Here is a 16,743-nt window from a genome sequence, read left to right as displayed (position 1 = left end):
CGGTTCTGGCCGGAATGCGCACCCCCCTCTGTCAAAGAGCGGGGCGAAATCGGAGCGGAATGCGAAGCAGAATTGACACAAAAGTGTCAGGGGAGAACTTTGACGGGCCGACCCCCGAAAGGGTCGGCCCGTCGCAGTGTCAGACCCCGTTACCGGTCGAGCAGACCGAGGCTACGGGCCGCGGCCTCCGGGTCGACCGGGACGATCTGCGGCTGCGGCGCGCCGGCCACCGCCCAGTCCGGGTCCTTGAGGCCGTTGCCGGTCACGGTGCAGACGATCCGCTGGCCCGGGTCGACCAGGCCGGCCTCCGCCTTGGCCAGCAGGCCGGCCACCGAGGCGGCCGAGGCGGGCTCCACGAAGACGCCCTCCTGCGAGGCCAACAGCCGGTAGGCGGACAGGATCTGACGGTCAGTCACCTTGTCGATGAGGCCGCCGGACTCGTCCCGCGCGGCGAGCGCGAAGTCCCAGGAGGCCGGGTTGCCGATCCGGATCGCGGTGGCGATGGTCTGCGGCTTGAGCACCGGGGCGCCGTCCACGATCGGGGCCGAGCCGGAGGCCTGGAAGCCCCACATCCGCGGGGTGCGCGAGGCCAGGCCGTCCGCCGCGTATTCGCGGTAGCCCTTCCAGTACGCGGTGATGTTGCCCGCGTTGCCGACCGGCAGGACGTGGATGTCCGGGGCGTCGCCGAGCATGTCGACGATCTCGAAGGCCGCGGTCTTCTGGCCCTCGATCCGCACCGGGTTCACGGAGTTGACCAGGGCCACCGGATACTTCTCGGACAGTTCACGCGCAAGGGTGAGACAGTCGTCGAAGTTCCCGTCGACCTGCAGGATCCTGGCGCCGTGCACCAGCGCCTGACCCATCTTGCCGAGGGCGATCTTGCCCTGCGGGACGAGCACCGCGGAGACCATCCCGGCCCGCACCGCGTAGGCGGCGGCGGAGGCCGAGGTGTTGCCGGTGGACGCGCAGATGACCGCCTGCGCGCCCTCCTCCTTGGCCTTGGAGATGGCCATCGTCATCCCGCGGTCCTTGAAGGAACCGGTCGGGTTCGCGCCCTCGACCTTGAGGTAGACCTCGCAGCCGGTGCGCTCGGAGAGCACCTGGGCGGGGACCAGAGGCGTACCGCCCTCCAGCAGGGTGACCACCGGGGTGGCCGCGGTGACCGGCAGGCGGTCCCGGTACTCCTCGATCAGGCCGCGCCACTGGTGGGTGTGCGCGCCTCGGACGACGTTCTCGGCAACGGCGTTCATGGCTGTTCCTTATTCCCCTTCGACCCGCATGATGCTGGCCACGTCCCGCACGCTGTCCAGCGCGCGGAGCTTGTCGACCGTCGCCGACAGCGCGGCGTCGGTGGCACGGTGGGTGACCACGACGAGCGAGGCGTCGCCGTCGCGGCCCTGCTGGCGCACGGTGTCGATGGAGACGCCGTGCTCGGCGAAGACGGACGCCACCTGGGCGAGCACACCCGCACGGTCGTCCACGTCCAGGCTGACGTGGTAGCGGGTGACCACCTGGTCCATCGGCTTGGCGGGCAGCCGGGTGTACACCGAGTCCCCGGGGCCGGTGGCGCCGGCCAGCTTGTTGCGGCAGACCGCGACCAGGTCGCCGAGCACCGCGGAGGCGGTCGGCGAGCCGCCCGCGCCCGGGCCGTAGAACATCAGTCGGCCGGCCGCCTCGGCCTCGACGAACACCGCGTTGTACGCCTCGCGGACGGAGGCCAGCGGGTGCGAGAGCGGGATCATCGCCGGGTGGACGCGCGCGGTGACGGACTCGCCGTCGGACGCCCGCTCGCAGATCGCGAGCAGCTTGACCACGCAGCCCATCTCCTTCGCGGAGGCGATGTCGGCGGCGGTCACCTCGGTGATGCCCTCGCGGTAGACGTCCGCCGCGGTGACCTTGGTGTGGAAGGCGATGCCGGCCAGGATCGCGGCCTTGGCGGCGGCGTCGAAGCCCTCGACGTCGGCGGTCGGGTCGGCCTCGGCGTAGCCCAGCGCGGTGGCCTCCTCCAGCGCCTCCGAGTAGCCGGCGCCGGTGGTGTCCATCTTGTCGAGGATGAAGTTGGTGGTGCCGTTGACGATGCCCAGCACCCGGTCGACCTTGTCGCCCGCGAGGGACTCGCGCAGCGGGCGCAGCAGCGGGATGGCGCCCGCCACCGCGGCCTCGTAGTACAGGTCCACCCCGGCCTCGGCGGCCGCGGCGTGCAGCTCGGTGCCGTCCTGGGCGAGCAGCGCCTTGTTGGCGCTGACCACCGAGGCACCCTGCTTGAACGCGGACAGGAGCAGGGATTTGGAGGGCTCGATGCCGCCCACGACCTCGACCACCACGTCGATGTCGCCCCGGTTGACCAGCGCCTCGGCGTCGGTGGTGATCAGGTGCTCGGGCACGCCCGGGCGCACCCGCCCGGCCCGGCGGACCGCGATCCCGACCAGCTCCACCGGGGCACCGATGCGAGCGGCGAGGTCGTCGGCCGTCGTCGTCATGATGCGCGCCACCTCGGAGCCCACCACACCACAACCCAGCAACGCCACCTTCAGCGGTCGCGTACGCATCATCCGACTCCGCTCTGCATTCATCGTGCTTCGGTATTTCCGGCGGTTTTCCGGGGCCGCCGGGAACTTCGGTCCGTACCAGTCTCCGGGACTTTCCGTACGGATCTACGGTCGTTCCATGATCTGAGACAAGGATTTCGTCATCCGATATCGAGACGCAGGAGATCCTCCTCCGTCTCGCGCCGGACGATCACCCGCGCCGCGCCGTCCTTGACGGCCACCACGGGAGGCTTCAGGGCGTGGTTGTAGTTGCTCGCCATCGAGCGGCAGTAGGCGCCGGTGGCGGGCACCGCGATCAGGTCGCCCGCGGCCAGGTCGGCCGGCAGGAAGGCGTCCCGGACGACGATGTCGCCGGACTCGCAGTGCTTGCCGACCACCCTGACCAGCATCGGCTTGGCGTCGCTGGTGCGCGACACCAGGGCCACCGAGTACTCGGCGTCGTACAGCGCGGTGCGGATGTTGTCGGACATCCCGCCGTCCACGCTGACGTAGGTGCGCAGGCCCTCCAGCGGCTTGACGGTGCCGACCTCGTACAGCGTGAACGCCGTCGGGCCGACGATCGCCCGGCCCGGCTCCACGCTCAGCCGGGGGGCGTCCAGGTTCGCGGCGGCGCACTCGCGGCGGACGATGTCGGCCAGCGCGGCCGCGATCTCGGCCGGCTCACGCGGGTCGTCCTCGCTGGTGTACGCGATGCCGAGGCCGCCGCCGAGGTCGATCTCGGGCAGCTGGACGCCGTGCTCGTCGCGGATCTGCGCCAGCAGGCCGACCACCCGGCGGGCGGCCACCTCGAAGCCGGCCGTGTCGAAGATCTGCGAGCCGATGTGCGAGTGGATGCCGCGCAGCTCCAGGCTGTCGTGGCGGAGCACCCGGCGCACCGCCTCGGCGGCCGCGCCGCCGTTCAGGGAGAGGCCGAACTTCTGGTCCTCGTGCGCGGTGGCGATGAACTCGTGGGTGTGCGCCTCGACGCCGACGGTGACCCGGATCAGCACCTGCTGGCGCACGCCCTGGCGGGCGGCGATCGCGGCGAGCCGCTCGATCTCCTCGTAGGAGTCGACCACGATGTGCCCGACGCCGGTCTTCACCGCGTGCTCGAGCTCGTCCACCGACTTGTTGTTGCCGTGCAGCGCGATCCGCGCCGACGGCATCCCGGCGGCCAGCGCCACGGCCAACTCGCCCACGCTGCACACGTCGAGGTTGAGGCCCTCCTCGTGCAGCCAGCGCACGACCGCCTTGGAGAGGAACGCCTTGCCGGCGTAGTAGACGTCCGCCTCGGTGCCGAAGGCGTCCCGCCAGGCGCGCGCCCGGGACCGGAAGTCCTCCTCGTCCAGCACGTACGCCGGGGTGCCGAACTCGGCTGCCAGCCGCCTGACGTCGATCCCGCCGACGGTGGCCACGCCCTCGGCGTCGCGGGCGACGGTGCGCGACCAGACCTTGGGGTCGAGCGCGTTCAGGTCGGCGGGCGGGGCCTGGTAGTGGCCCTCGGGCAGGACATCGCCGTGACGGGGGCCTGCGGGGTGTGCGGAACGGCTCATCGATCCTGTCCTTCGGGGCCTATGGCGAGGGGCGGCGACGGTCTCCGTTGACCGTCAGCCGCCCCCGCCGTGCGCTTGGGGGTGGTGCCTACATCCGCTCGGGCGCCGAGACGCCCAGGAGCGTCAGGCCGTTGGCGAGCACGGTGCGCGTCGCCTCGACCAGCCAGAGGCGGGCGTGCGTGAGGTCCGTGGCCTCGTCGTCGCCCTTGGGCAGGACCGGGCAGTTGTCCCAGAAGCGGTGGTACGCGCCGGCCAGGTCCTCCAGGTAGCGGGCGACCCGGTGCGGCTCGCGCAGCTCGCCGGCAGCGGCGATGACGCGCGGGAACTCGCCGAGCTGACCGAGCAGGTCGGTCTCCCACTCCGTGCTCAGCAGCTCCGGTTTGAAGTCCGCCGAGCGCGTGATGCCCAGGTCCGCCGCCTTGCGCTGCAGCGAGGACATCCGGGCGTGCGCGTACTGGACGTAGAAGACGCGGTTCTCGTTGGTCTGGCTGGTGAGGACGTTGATGTCCAGCGTGATCGTCGAGTCCGTGGAGGAGCGCGCCAGGGTGTAGCGGGCGGCGTCCACGCCGATCCACTCGACCACGTCGTCGATCGTGATGATGTTGCCCGCACGCTTGGACATGCGGACCTCTTCGCCGTCGCGAAGCATCTTCACGAACTGGCCGATCTTCACCTCGATGTTGTGGTTCATGTCGTCGCCCGCGCAGGCCGAGATGGCCTTGAGGCGGTTGACGTAGCCGTGGTGGTCCGCGCCCAGCATGTAGAGCGCGACCTCGGCGCCGCGGTCCCGCTTGGACAGGTAGTACGCGGCGTCGGCGGCGAAGTAGGTCTTGTCGCCGTCGGCCTTGATCAGGACACGGTCCTTGTCGTCACCGAAGTCGGTGGTGCGCAGGAAGATCGCACCGTCCTGCTCGAAGACGTGGCCCTGCTCGCGCAGCCGGTCGAGGGCCTTCTCGACGGCGCCGGACTCGTGCAGCGTGTTCTCCGAGAACCACACGTCGAAGTGGGTGCCGAACTCGTCCATCGAGCGCTTGATCTCGGCCACCATGAGCTTGAGGCCCTCGGTGCGGAAGACCCGCAGCTGCTCGTCCTCGGGCAGGTCGAGCACGCCCGGGATCGCGTCGGTGAGCGCCTTGGCGATGTCGACGATGTACTCGCCGACGTACCCGCCCTCGGGCACCTCGCGGCCGTTCGCGGCGGCCTGCAGCGAGGCGGCGAACTTGGTGATCTGCACACCGGCGTCGTTGAGGTAGTACTCGGTGGTGACGTCGGCGCCGGAGGCCCGCAGCACGCGCGCCAGCGAGTCGCCGACGGCGGCCCAGCGGACGCCGCCGATGTGGATCGGGCCGGTCGGGTTGGCGGAGACGAACTCCAGGTTGATCTTGAGGCCGTTGAGCGCCTCGTTGCGGCCGTAGGCCTCGCCCGCCTCGACGACGGTGCGCGCCAGCGCGCCCGCGGTGGCGGTGTCCAGGGTGATGTTCAGGAAGCCCGGACCGGCGATGTCGACCTTGGCGACGCCGGTGATCCCGCGCAGGCGCTCGGCCAGGACCTCCGCAACGGCTCGCGGCGGCTTGCCGGCCGCCTTGGCGAGCTGAAGGGCCACGTTGGTCGCGTAGTCGCCGTGGTCCCTGTTCTTGGGCCGCTCGACCGTCACGTGCTCGGGCACGGCGACGGCCAGCTCGCCCGCCTCGACGGCGGTGCTCACTGCGGCCTGGATTGCCTGGGAAAGGTCTGCGGGGGTCACGACGCCAAGCGTAGGCGAGACGGGGTACCCGCCCGCCACCCGGTTTACCGGTTGAGACGCCCGGAGGCGCCGACGCGCCGTCCGCCCCGGGGTGTCAGCCGCGTTCCGTACGCTCTGTTCGCTCAGGGCGAAACCCGTCGGGCCGGCCGGTGAGCCGCATCAGGCGCCGGACCAGCGCCACCAGGTCGGCCGGGTCGAAGGGCTTGCCGAGGTAGCCGTCCACACCGACGGTGTCCCCCAGGTCCAGATCCGCCGGGGTGCAGGCGCTCACGATCGCGATCGGCAGCCGGCTGGTGTCCGGCGTCGCGCGCAGCCGGGCCGCCGTCCGCAGGCCGTCCAGTCGCGGCATCATCACGTCCAGGGTCACCACGTCGGGCTCCACCCGGCGGATGACCTCCAGGCACTCGGCGCCGTCGGCGGCGGTCACCACCTCGAAGCCCTCGAGCTCCAGGTTGACCCTGATCAGCTGGCGGATCACCTCGCTGTCGTCCACCACGAGGACCCGCCCGGACACTCCCGACACCTCACCGAGGTTATCCGCGGCCCCACCGCCCCGTCCGGCCTTTGGACACTTCCGCTCCCCCGCCGCCCGTCGCCACCCCGACGATCTTCCGGGAAACCCGTGCACGGACCGCTGCCGAAGCCTGGTAGTGTTCATTCCGTCGGAACGCGGAAGCGTCCGACAGGCCGACAGGCCCCCGTAGCTCAGGGGATAGAGCACCGCCCTCCGGAGGCGGGTGCGTAGGTTCGAATCCTACCGGGGGCACTCTTCGCGAGAGTGTAACCAGGGCCCAGATCAGTGGAGTTGATCCACGGATCTGGGCCTTCGTCATGTTCCGGGCCTGCCGCTCCGGCCCGGGGGCCGGACGGGCGGGCCGGGTCAGGACGCGGTGGCCTCGGCCTGGATGTAGAGGGCCGCGATGGTGTGGTCGAAGTAGGCGCTGTAGGAGACGTCGTCGGAGTCGCCGCCCTGCTGGTAGCCGCCGATGGCGCCGACCACGTCGCCGGTGGCGGTGTTGATCCAGGGGCCGCCGCTGGTGCCGGCCGGATAGGCCGGGCACTGGATGACCCGCTGGTAGGTGCTCTGCCGGCCGGTGGAGTTGGTGCAGAGGTCGGGCGTCTCGGAGTCGGCGGGGTAGCCGTACAGGCGGACGGGGGCGTCGACGGGCTCGTCGGCGCCCAGGTGGTTGCCGCCGACCACGTCCTCGACCTTGCGGCCGTTGCTGGGGGCGGTCTCCAGGATCGCGAAGTCCTCGTCCACGTCGCCCTTCTGGGACCAGCCGCTGGTGGTGTGGATCGCCGTCACCCGCCAAGTGCCGTACGGGGCGGAGCCGTCGCGGTAGCCGGGGGCGAAGGTGACGCCGTCGGTGCCGGTGAGGCAGTGCGCGGCGGTCAGCAGCAGGTTGCCGGTGGCGCTGTGCAGCACGCTGGCGGTGCAGAAGTGGTTGCCGGCCGCGACCGATCCGCTGAACAGCGCGCCGACGGTGGCGGTTTCGCGGGCGTCGGCGGGGGCGGGGGCGGTGGCGCCGAGGGCGGCGCCGGAGGTGGCGGGGGTGGCGGTCGCCGCGGCCGTCGGGGTGTCGGTGTTCGTGGGGACGGGCGCGGGGGTGGGCGAGGACGTGGGCGCGGGCGGGTCGCTCGGGGTCGGGCTGTCGGTCGGCGCGGGCGCCGCGACCGGGGCGGCCGCCGCCTCCGTGCCGGTCGGGTCGGGCGCGACAACGGCGGTGCGGGTGCTGCGGGCGGCCTTTCCGGCGGCCGTCGCGTCGGACAGGTCCAGCATGTGCGTCCCGGTCACCACGGCGGCCACCACGACCGCGGACAGCGCGGCGAACAGGGAGGGGGCCAGCAGGCGTCGGCGGCGGGACCTCGGGAGGCGGTGCTGACCCATGCCTGGCTCTCCTGCCGGGTTCGGTGGCGGCGTTCGGTCAACGACTATGCCGCCTCCGCCTGGAAAGGTCGTTATCGAAGGCTGGGATCCTGATGAGAAAAAGCTCACCCGGCGTCGAGTAAGCGGTTCAGCTCCCCCGCCGCGATGAAGGCGGTGTGCGTCCCGGCGGCGGTGCAGGCGAAGGCCCCGGGCAGCGAGCCGGCCCGGGCGCAGTCCACCGCCGGGCGCCCCTGGAACCAGGCGTACAGGAAGCCCGAGACGAAGGCGTCCCCGGCGCCGTTGGTGTCCACCACCGGGTGGCCCGGGTCGACGGCCGGCAGGTGGCGGAGCACGCCGTCCTCCCGGGCGAGCAGGTGGCAGCCCTCGGCGCCCGCGGTGGCGACGACCACCCGTGCGCGGCCCTCGGCGAGGATCGCGCGCATCACCTCCTCGTGCCGGCCGCGGCAGCCGGCCACCGAGAGGAAGACCAGGTCGGAGCCGAGCGCGTAGTCCCGGTGGTGCGGGTTCGCGCCGTCCCAGTCGTGCAGGTCGGTGGAGGTGGTGCGGCCGAGCCGGTGCAGGTCGCCGTACATGTCCCGGTTGACGCCGGTGATGGAGAGGTGGACGTGCCGGCTGCGCTCGGCGTACGGCAGGTAGAAGTCGCGCGGCAGCCGCAGGTCGGCGGGGTGGCGGCCGTCGAAGAAGGAGAACCGGCGGCCGGCGGCGTCGACCAGGTTGACCCCGCGCGGGGTGCCGTGCGGGCTCACCAGGTGCGCGAAGTGCAGGCCGTAGCGCGCGTAGGCGGCGCGGATCAGGGCGCCCTGCGGGTCGTCGCCGAGGAAGTCGAGGAAGGCGGTGCGCAGGCCGAGGTGGTGGGCGCCGAGGGCGACGCCGTTGCCGGTGTGGCCGACGTAGTCGCGCACCGGTCCGACGAACTGCGAGTCGCCGGCGGGATCTCCAGCCGCTCGACCCGGACGATGGTGTCCACGCCGGCGCCGCCGACGACGAGCAGGTCGAATTCGGGCGGCGAGGACTCCATGGTCGTGGGCGGCACGGTCGCGGACGGCTCGGATCCGGATGGCTCGGATCCGGACGGCTCGGATTCGGATGGCTCAGGCTCGGGCAGCACGGCGGCGCCTCCTTGATCCCCGGACGGTGGCCAGGAGTCAAGCAGGCGCCGAAGGCTGACTGCAAGACCTTGCTGCAACTTTCAATCGGTCGGTGGCCGCTCCACCCCCGCTTCCGTCCGGACCTCGCCACCCGCCCGGACGTTGGCCTTGACGTCGGCCATGGCGGCCTCCCGCGGGCTCGGCCGCCCGTCGACGGGCTGCCCGTCCACCGGTCGTCCGTCCACCGGTCGTCCGTCCACTGGTCGTCCGTCCACGGCCCGCACGGCGGTGGCTGCCGCGGCCTCCGCTTCCGCGCCGCCCACGACGGCGGTGGCCTCACCGAGCTCCGGCCGGTGGTCGATCATCAGGAAGGCGACCAGCGCGGCCAGCAGCAGGACGCCCATCGCCACCCAGGTCGCGGTCACGTAGCCGTGCACCGCGCCCTGCGCCCGTACCGCCGGGTCGGAGGCGATCCGGGTGGCCAGGAAGCTCGCGGTGGCACTGGCCGCGATGGTGTTCAGCAGCGCCGTGCCGAACGAACCGCCCACCTGCTGGGCCGAGTTGATGGTGGCGGAGGCCGCGCCGGTCTCGTTCGGGGCGACCCCGAGGGTGGCCAGGCTCATCGACGGCATGAACACCAGGCCCATGCCGAAGCCGAGCAGCAGCTCGGCGGGCAGCACCATGCCGGCCCACGGGCTGTCCACCTTCATCTGGGTCAGCCAGGCCATGCCGGCCCCGGCGAGCAGCAGCCCCGGTGCGATCAGGTTCCGGGACGGCACCCTGGTCATCAGCCGGGCCGCGATGCCCGTCGACGCCAGCACGATGGCGGCCGTCATGGGCAGGAAGGACAGCCCGGACACCACCGGCGAGAAGTGCTTGATGGCCTGCAGGTAGTAGGTGAGGAACAGGAACAGGCCGAACATGCCGACCATGGCCAGGCCGACCGAGAGCGCGCCGCCACCGCGGTTGCGGTCGGCGACGATGTGCACCGGCAGCAGCGGGTGCGCGCTGCGCCGCTCGACCAGCACGAACACCGCGAGCAGCGCCACACCCAGGAACAGCGCGCCGAGCACCAGGCCGTCGGCCCAGCCCCGGGTCACGGCCTCGGAGGTGCCGAAGACGATCGCCAGCAGGCCGCCGCAGCCGAGCAGCGCCCCGGGCAGGTCCAGCCTGACCCGGCGCCCCTTGGCGACGTGGTCGCGCTGGAGCACGGAGAAGGCCGCGAAGGCGGTGCCGACGGCGATCGGGGTGTTGACGAACAGGCACCAGCGCCAGTTCAGGTACTCGGTCAGCAGGCCGCCGGCGATGAAGCCGATCGCGGCGCCGCCGCCGGCGATCGCGCCGAAGATGCCGAAGGCCGTACTGCGTTCCTTCGGGTCGGAGAAGGTGGTGGAGAGCAGCCCCAGCGCGGAGGGGGCGAGCAGGGCGCCGAACGCGCCCTGGAGGGCACGGGCGCCGAAGAGCATGGCCGAGTCGGTCGCCGCGCCGCCGAGGGCGGAGGCGAGGGCGAAGCCCAGCAGGCCGATGGTGAAGACGCGCTTGCGGCCGAAGAGGTCGCCCAACCGTCCGCCGAGCAGCAGTAGGCCGCCGAAGGCGAGCGTGTAGGCGGTGATCACCCATTGCCGGTCGGCGTCGGAGATGCCCAGGTCGCGCTGGGCGGACGGCAGTGCGATGTTCACGATGGTGATGTCGAGGACGATCATGAGCTGGGCGACGGCGATGACGGCCAGCGCCCACCAGCGTCGGCTGTCCGCGTGCTCATGACCGGTGGCGGGTTGCGCAGTCACTGGTCGAACCTTCCGGAGTCGGGCGGAGAGGTCACGCAGTCGCCTTCCAGCCAATACCCCGGCCCGACGCCATGGCAAGGAAAAATCTTGCCAAATCAGACATTTGGGACAGAAGAACCAGGGCCCTGGGACTTCGGGACGAGCCCCCCAGGACCCCGGCGCGAACCCCGGTCCGGTACCGCCGACTAGAGCGCCGAGAGCTCCTCGACCAGGTCGTCCAGACCCAGCGAGCCCTGCGAGAGCGCCGCCATGTGCCAGGCCTTGAGGTCGAACTCCTCGCCGCGCGCCTCGTGCGCCGCCCGCGCCGCCGCCCGGCCGCGCAGCCAGGCGCGCTCGCCGAGCTTGTAGCCGATCGCCTGGCCGGGCATGCCCAGGTAGCGGACCAGCTCGCTGTCCAGGAAGTCGTCGGACAGGCCGCAGTACTGCCCGAAGAACTCGCGGGCGTGCTCCGGGCTCACCGGCTCGCCCGGCTTGTACGGGGAGTCCGCCGGGAAGGCCAGGCCCGCGTGCATGCCGATGTCGACGATGACCCGCAGCGCCCGCATCATCTGAGCGTTGAGGTAGCCGAGGCGCTGGCCCGGGTCGGTGAGGTAGCCGAGCTCGTCCATCAGGCGCTCGGCGTACAGCGCCCAGCCCTCCAGGTTGGCGCTGACCCCGCCGAGGCTCACCTGGTAGGTGGAGAGCCGGTCGGCGACGTAGTTCCACTGCGCGAGCTGCAGGTGGTGGCCCGGCACGCCCTCGTGGTACCAGGTCGACACCAGGTCCCAGAGCGGGAAGCGCTCCCGGCCGAGCAGCGGCAGCCAGGTCCGCCCGGGGCGGTTGAAGTCCAGCGACGGCGGGGTGTAGTACGGCGCGGCGGCGCTGCCGGCCGGGGCGATCTTCGACTCGACCCGGGTGACCGGCTCGGCCAGGTCGAAGTGGATGCCCTGGAGGTCCCGGATCGCCTGGTCCATCAGGCCCTGCAGGTGCTCCCGGATGCCCTCGGCGCCCTCGACGGCCCGGCCGTGGGTGCCCAGCCAGGCCATCGCCGCCATCGGGTCGGCGCCCGGGCGGACCTTCTCGGCCTCGGCGCGCATCTGGGCCAGCAGGTCGTGGAACTCGGTCCAGGCCCAGGCGTAGGCCTCGTCCAGGTCCAGGTCGGCGCCGGCCCAGTAGCGGACCCACCGGCGGTAGCGCTCGCGGCCCACCGCGTCCGGGGTCCCGGCGGCGGCCGGGCCGTACACGTCGCGCAGCCAGTCGCGCAGCGCGGCCAGCCCCTCGGCGGCGGCCACCGCGTGCCCGGACAGCTCGGCGCGCAGGCCCTCCGGCGCGTCCTGGACGAACTGGCCGAACCAGCCGCCGGGCACGTCCCCCTCCAGCCACTCACCGATCTGCCCGACCACCGTGGTCACCTGGCGCGGGCCGGACAGCAGGCCGCGCTCGACGCCCTCGGCCAGGGTCTGCCGGTACTGCTCCAGCGCGACCGGGACCTTCGCCAGCCGGCGGCCGACCACCTGCCACTCACCCTCGGTGCCGGTGGCCATCAGCGTGAAGGACTCCCGCAGGTCGTGCACCGGGGAGGCCAGGTTGCGCACCGCGCGGAAGTTCTCCCCCGCGTCGTGGACGGCGAGTTCGGCGCTGAGCCGCTCGCGCAGCAGCCGGGCGCAGCGGCGCTCGGCCTCGTCCTCGGCGGCGCCGGCCCGTTCGGCCTCGTCGAGCTGCGCCAGGGTGCGGCGGGCGAGGTCGGCGATCGCCTCGCGACCAGCCGGGGAGAGGTCGGGCAGCCGCTCGTCCTCGGGGTTGACGCCGAGGTAGACCGCGGTCAGCGGGTCGAGCTCGGCGAGGGCGCGGACGTAGCCGTCCGCGATGCGGCGCGGGGTGCTGCCGTCGGCGGTGATCAGTTTTTCAACCATCCGGACATCATTTCGTGGTGCGGCCCGTTTGCAACCCCTTTGCCACCGGCATCCGTCGGCCCGTACTCGGGGACAGCCCGTACTCGGGGACAGCCCGTGCTCGGGGACGACCGACGCTCGGGGACAGCCCGCGCTCGGCGACGGGCCGCGCTCGGCGACGACCGACGCCCGGGGACGACCCGCGAAAATCCGTTCGGCCGGACAGGATCCGATCGGTCGGACGCCCATTACGCTGACGGCCATGGAAGCCCGCCCCACCTCGGCATCCGACCAGGTGCCCGCCCCGGCCGTCCCCGACGCGCGCCCGCGCCGCACCGGCTACCGGCGGCTGCCGGTCCAGCAGCGGCGCGAGCAGCTGATCGCGGTCGCCCTGGAGCTGTTCGCCCGCCGACCGCCCGAGGAGGTGAGCCTGGACGACGTCGCCGAAGCCGCCGGAGCCTCCCGGCCGCTGGTCTACCGCTACTTCGCGGGCGGCAAGCAGCAGTTGTACGAGGCCGCGCTGCGCACCGCGGCCGACGAACTGACCAGCCGCTTCGCCGTCCCGCTGGCCGGAACGCCGTCCGAGCAGCTGGCGGCCGTGCTGGACGGCTACTTCGCCTTCGTCGCCGAGCACGACGCGGGCTACTCGGCGCTGCTGCGCGGCGGCTCGGTGGTGGAGACGGCCCGCACCTCGGCGATCGTGGACGACGTCCGGCGGGCCGCGCTGCGGCGGACGCTGCGCCACCTGGGCGTGCGGGAGGCCGGTCCGCGGCTGACGCTGCTGGTGCGCTCGTGGATCGCGGTGGTCGAGGGCGCGTCGCTGAGCTGGCTGGACGAGGGGCGCGCGCTGCCGGTGGCCGGGCTGCGCGACTGGCTGGTGGACCAGTTCACCGCGATGGCGGCGGCGACGGCGCTGCACGATCCGCAGACGGCGCAGGTGCTGGCGGGGCTGCTCGCGCTGGAGGGCCCGCAGGCGCCGCGGGCGGAGCGGCTGCGCGAGGTGCTGGCGGCGCGGTAGGGCCCGACCCCCGTGCCAAGGGTCGGGGCTGCGCGGGGCTACGCCTTGCCGAGGACCTGGCGCTGGCGGCCGAGGCCGTCGATCTCGATCTCGACGACGTCGCCCGGGGCGAGGAACGGTGTGCCGGGGCGGCCCAGGGTGACCCCGGCCGGGGTGCCGGTGACGATCACGTCGCCGGGCTCCAGCACCATGAACCGGCTGGCGTAGCGGACCAGTTCGAGCACCGGGAAGATCATTTCGGCGGTGCTGCCGTGCTGCCGCTGCTCGCCGTTGACCCAGAGCCTCAGCGACAGGTCCTGCGGGTCCGCCACCTCGTCGGCGGTGACCAGCCAGGGCCCGAGCGGCGTGAAGGTCTCCGCCGACTTGCCCTTGTCCCACTGGCCGCCGCGCTCGAACTGGAAGGCCCGCTCGGTGACGTCGTTGGCGATCGTGTAGCCGGCGATCACCGCGGCCGCCTCGGCGTGCGAGTCCAGGTAGCGGGCGGTACGGCCGATCACCACGGCCAGCTCGGCCTCGTAGTCGGTCTTCTCGCCGCCGCGCGGCACCAGCACCTCGTCGTACGGGCCGACCACCGTGGAGCTCGGCTTGAGGAAGATCACCGGCTCGTCCGGGATCGCGGCCCCGGCCTCGGCCGCGTGGTCGCGGTAGTTGAGCCCGATGCCGACCACCTTGCCCGGCCGGGCCACCGGCGCGCCCACGCGCTGCCCGGCCAGGTCCACCACCGGCAGGACGCCGGCGGCCACGTCCCGGGCCAGCGCGGCCGGGTCCAGCCCGGCCAGGAAGGCCCCGTCGAGGTCACGGGCCCGCCCGGAGAGGTCGTACGCGGTGCCGTCCTCACCCAGCACGACCGGGCGCTCGGCGCCCGGGGGTCCGACGCGAAGGAGCTTCATCGATCCGTCACCAGCCTTTCGTCGCAGCTCACCGGGGCGGTACGGACACCGCTCCCGAGTCTGGCAACGAGGTATACCAACGCGCGGGGTGGGGGGACCAGACCGTCCCGATGGGCGAAATCCTCCCGATTCCCGTCGCGGCCCGGGCCCCGGCTCGGGTGCACGCACGGTTGACACCGGACCGCCGCCGAAGACGGTCGCCACCCCACGGTCCCCACCCCACGCTCCCCACCCGGCGGCCACGAACGGCTTCGCCTGTGGCGAACACCCGCACGCCCAGGGCGAACGCGGGCGTGCCGCGGCGGCGCGGCGCGCAGGATCCGGACCATGGAGATCACCCGGGTACGCGACGAGTTGCACATGATCACCCTGGAGTTCGGCACCGCCTACCTGTGGCGGGACGAACACGGCCTGACCCTGGTCGACACCGGCATCGCCGACTCGGCCGACGCCATCGAGAAGGCCGTCCGCGCCGTCGGGCCGGACCCGGCCGCGCTGCGCCGGATCGTGCTCACCCACCACCACGAGGACCACACCGGCTCGGCCGCCGAACTCGCCCGCCGCTGGGGCGCCGAAGTGGTGGCGCACCGGATCGAGGCGCCGGTGATCCGGCGCGAGCAGCCGGCCGCGCCGCCGGTGCTGAGTCCGTTCGAGCAGCAGTTGTGGGACGGCCTGCCGCCGATCCCGCCCGCCGAGCCCTGCCCGGTGCACCGCGAGGTCGAGGACGGGGACGTGCTGGACACCGGCGGCGGCGCGGTGGTCCTGCACGTGCCGGGCCACACCGACGGCAGCATCGCCCTCCACCTACCCGGGCCCGGCGTGCTGTTCACCGGGGACCTGGTGTCCAACGTCCAGGGCAATCTGCGGCCCGGCGTGTTCCACACCGACCCGGCCCGGGCGCTGGCCTCCTTCCACCGGCTGGCCGCACTGCCGGTGGAGACGGTCGTGTTCGGGCACGGCGACCCGATCGCCGAGGGCGCCTCAGCCGCCCTGCGCGTCGCCGCCGAGCAGCACCCCCAGGCTTAGCGCGCGCGGCAGGCCCGGGCCGAGCCGGGTGACCTCCCGCTGCCAGTGCGCGAGGTCGCGCAGCGCGTCGGCCCGGGCCTGCGGGGCGGCGCCCGGCACCTGCGTCAGCTCGTCCAGCAGGGCGACGGCCGTGCCCGGGCTGCCGTCCCGGGCCAGCCAGAGGGCCAGGTCGTGGCAGGTGCGCAGGGTGCGCGGGTCGGTCGGGCCGCAGATCCGGGCGAAGTCCGGGACGAGACCGGTGAGGATTTCCACCGCCTCGGCCGGCTCGCCCGCCGCGCCGTGCTGCCAGGCCCGGTCGGCCCGCCGGCGCAGCTGCTCCGGGCTGGGGTCGTCCGGGCGCAGCACCCCCGGCCGGACCGCGCGCAGCCGCTCCAGCACCTCGGCGGCGCCGGAGGGCCGGTCCTCGGGCCGCTTGGCGAGCAGTTGGGCGACCAGTTCGGCCACCGCCGGGTCCTTGCTGCGCACCCGGGGCGGGACCTCCTCCAGGTGCTTGTACATGTACTCGGCGGCGGAGGTGGCGCGGAACGGCCGCCCGCCGGTGCAGATCTCGTACAGCATGACGCCGAGTGCGTAGAGGTCGGCCCGGCCGTCCACGGTGCCGCCGGACCAGCACTCGGGCGCGAGGTACGGGACGGTGCCGATCACGTTGCCGGTGGAGGTGAGCCGGACGGTCTGGGTGACCAGTCGGGCGATGCCGAAGTCCAGGACCTTGGCCCGCTCCCCCTCCGTCACGATCATCACGTTCTCGGGCTTGATGTCCCGGTGGACGATGCCCGAGCGGTGCGCGGCGTCCAGCGCCTTGCAGACGTGCCGCATCCAGCGCAGCGCCTTCGCGTGGTCCGGCAGGCCGTCCTTGAGCACCTCGGACAGTGCCCGGCCGCGGACCAGCTCCATCACCAGGTACGGGATCTTCCCGGAGCCGGCCGCGGTCCACCCGTAGTCGTACACGGTGACGATGTGCGGGTTGTTGAGGCCGCCCGCCGTCTTGGCCTCGCGGACGAACCGGCTGACCGCCTCCCGGTCGGCGGCGTGCTCGGCGAGCAGCACCTTGACCGCGACCTGCCGGTTGATGGTCGTGTCGGTCGCCCGCCAGACCACGCCGAAGCCGCCCCGGCCCAGCCGCTCCTCCAGTCGGAAGCGACCGCCGAGCACCTCGCCCTTGTCCATGTCCTCCCCCAACTCGACCGCGCCCGCTCGGCGTTCACCGTCGGAGGGGTCACCATAGCGGCGGGCGGGGACGAACGGGTGAACGAGCCCGGGCCGGATCTTCCGGATCTCGCTACGGCTCGGGCCCGGGCGGGCCGGGCGGGGTGATCCCGGAGGACCGCACGGCCTCGTTGTCCGGGCTCC

13 protein-coding genes and 1 tRNA gene are annotated in these 16,743 nt (G+C 72.9%); 3 read left to right on the top strand and 11 right to left on the bottom strand.

Annotated elements, in window-relative coordinates; all coding sequences use genetic code 11:
• Positions 1–149 precede the first annotated feature (149 nt).
• The 5 genes from thrC to ACZ52R_RS20810 form a co-directional block, all read right to left on the bottom strand.
• Complete coding sequence (gene thrC / locus ACZ52R_RS20830) at positions 150–1,250, bottom strand: threonine synthase (protein WP_465617624.1); 1,101 nt, start codon at positions 1,248–1,250, stop codon at positions 150–152.
• A gap of 9 nt (positions 1,251–1,259) precedes the next feature.
• On the bottom strand, positions 1,260–2,552 hold the full coding sequence (locus ACZ52R_RS20825) for a homoserine dehydrogenase (protein WP_360498600.1): 1,293 nt from the start codon (positions 2,550–2,552) through the stop codon (positions 1,260–1,262).
• 137 nt (positions 2,553–2,689) lie between these two features.
• Positions 2,690–4,081 carry a diaminopimelate decarboxylase gene (gene lysA / locus ACZ52R_RS20820; RefSeq protein WP_465753868.1) on the bottom strand — a complete coding sequence of 464 codons (1,392 nt, stop codon included), beginning with the start codon at positions 4,079–4,081 and terminating at the stop codon, positions 2,690–2,692.
• A gap of 88 nt (positions 4,082–4,169) precedes the next feature.
• Positions 4,170–5,825, bottom strand: coding sequence for an arginine--tRNA ligase (gene argS / locus ACZ52R_RS20815; RefSeq protein ID WP_360498596.1), 1,656 nt, complete (start codon positions 5,823–5,825; stop codon positions 4,170–4,172).
• Positions 5,826–5,919: 94 nt separating this feature from the next.
• A complete protein-coding gene (locus ACZ52R_RS20810; RefSeq protein WP_360498807.1) occupies positions 5,920–6,339 on the bottom strand; it encodes a response regulator in 420 nt (139 codons plus the stop codon).
• A 180-nt stretch (positions 6,340–6,519) separates the two neighbouring features.
• On the opposite strand from ACZ52R_RS20810, the gene ACZ52R_RS20805 reads away from it, so the two are divergent.
• Positions 6,520–6,591 (top strand) — tRNA-Arg (locus ACZ52R_RS20805).
• 114 nt (positions 6,592–6,705) lie between these two features.
• Here ACZ52R_RS20805 and ACZ52R_RS20800 read toward each other — a convergent pair.
• The 4 genes from ACZ52R_RS20800 to ACZ52R_RS20785 form a co-directional block, all read right to left on the bottom strand.
• Positions 6,706–7,713 (bottom strand): trypsin-like serine peptidase, encoded by a 1,008-nt coding sequence (locus ACZ52R_RS20800; protein WP_465617620.1) that lies wholly within the window; start codon positions 7,711–7,713, stop codon positions 6,706–6,708.
• A gap of 104 nt (positions 7,714–7,817) precedes the next feature.
• The gene (locus ACZ52R_RS20795) at positions 7,818–8,615 is read right to left on the bottom strand and encodes a carbohydrate kinase family protein (protein WP_465753867.1); all 798 of its coding nucleotides are present in this window, start codon (positions 8,613–8,615) and stop codon (positions 7,818–7,820) included.
• Positions 8,616–8,902: 287 nt separating this feature from the next.
• Positions 8,903–10,588 carry an MFS transporter gene (locus tag ACZ52R_RS20790; protein WP_465753866.1) on the bottom strand — a complete coding sequence of 562 codons (1,686 nt, stop codon included), beginning with the start codon at positions 10,586–10,588 and terminating at the stop codon, positions 8,903–8,905.
• A gap of 185 nt (positions 10,589–10,773) precedes the next feature.
• Entirely contained in the window at positions 10,774–12,480 is a 1,707-nt protein-coding gene (locus ACZ52R_RS20785; protein ID WP_465617615.1) for a DUF885 domain-containing protein, read from the bottom strand.
• A gap of 241 nt (positions 12,481–12,721) precedes the next feature.
• On the opposite strand from ACZ52R_RS20785, the gene ACZ52R_RS20780 reads away from it, so the two are divergent.
• The gene (locus ACZ52R_RS20780) at positions 12,722–13,477 is read left to right on the top strand and encodes a TetR/AcrR family transcriptional regulator (RefSeq protein WP_465617613.1); all 756 of its coding nucleotides are present in this window, start codon (positions 12,722–12,724) and stop codon (positions 13,475–13,477) included.
• Between the two features lie 38 nt (positions 13,478–13,515).
• Here ACZ52R_RS20780 and ACZ52R_RS20775 read toward each other — a convergent pair whose 3' ends face one another.
• On the bottom strand, positions 13,516–14,367 hold the full coding sequence (locus ACZ52R_RS20775; RefSeq protein ID WP_465661142.1) for a fumarylacetoacetate hydrolase family protein: 852 nt from the start codon (positions 14,365–14,367) through the stop codon (positions 13,516–13,518).
• A 327-nt stretch (positions 14,368–14,694) separates the two neighbouring features.
• On the opposite strand from ACZ52R_RS20775, the gene ACZ52R_RS20770 reads away from it, so the two are divergent.
• Positions 14,695–15,393 (top strand): MBL fold metallo-hydrolase, encoded by a 699-nt coding sequence (locus ACZ52R_RS20770; RefSeq protein ID WP_465617609.1) that lies wholly within the window; start codon positions 14,695–14,697, stop codon positions 15,391–15,393.
• On the opposite strand, the gene ACZ52R_RS20765 is transcribed toward ACZ52R_RS20770, so the two are convergent.
• On the bottom strand, positions 15,349–16,560 hold the full coding sequence (locus tag ACZ52R_RS20765; RefSeq protein ID WP_465753865.1) for a serine/threonine-protein kinase: 1,212 nt from the start codon (positions 16,558–16,560) through the stop codon (positions 15,349–15,351). The two genes, ACZ52R_RS20770 and ACZ52R_RS20765, sit on opposite strands and share 45 nt — an antisense overlap.
• Positions 16,561–16,743: the final 183 nt, after the last annotated feature.

The sequence above is a fragment of the Kitasatospora sp. NPDC034023 genome, from assembly GCF_055575795.1.
This window is presented reverse-complemented; position numbering and strand designations above follow the sequence as displayed.

Bases quoted from the DNA above. Each gene is read 5' to 3' on its own strand.
- thrC (WP_465617624.1), bottom strand. From the start codon at position 1,250: ATGAACGCCGTTGCCGAGAACGTCGTCCGAGGCGCGCACACCCACCAG.
- ACZ52R_RS20825 (WP_360498600.1), bottom strand. From the start codon at position 2,552: ATGATGCGTACGCGACCGCTGAAGGTGGCGTTGCTGGGTTGTGGTGTG.
- lysA (WP_465753868.1), bottom strand. From the start codon at position 4,081: ATGAGCCGTTCCGCACACCCCGCAGGCCCCCGTCACGGCGATGTCCTG.
- ACZ52R_RS20800 (WP_465617620.1), bottom strand. From the start codon at position 7,713: ATGGGTCAGCACCGCCTCCCGAGGTCCCGCCGCCGACGCCTGCTGGCC.
- ACZ52R_RS20785 (WP_465617615.1), bottom strand. From the start codon at position 12,480: ATGGTTGAAAAACTGATCACCGCCGACGGCAGCACCCCGCGCCGCATC.
- ACZ52R_RS20780 (WP_465617613.1), top strand. From the start codon at position 12,722: ATGGAAGCCCGCCCCACCTCGGCATCCGACCAGGTGCCCGCCCCGGCC.
- ACZ52R_RS20775 (WP_465661142.1), bottom strand. From the start codon at position 14,367: ATGAAGCTCCTTCGCGTCGGACCCCCGGGCGCCGAGCGCCCGGTCGTG.
- ACZ52R_RS20770 (WP_465617609.1), top strand. From the start codon at position 14,695: ATGGAGATCACCCGGGTACGCGACGAGTTGCACATGATCACCCTGGAG.
- ACZ52R_RS20765 (WP_465753865.1), bottom strand. From the start codon at position 16,560: ATGGACAAGGGCGAGGTGCTCGGCGGTCGCTTCCGACTGGAGGAGCGG.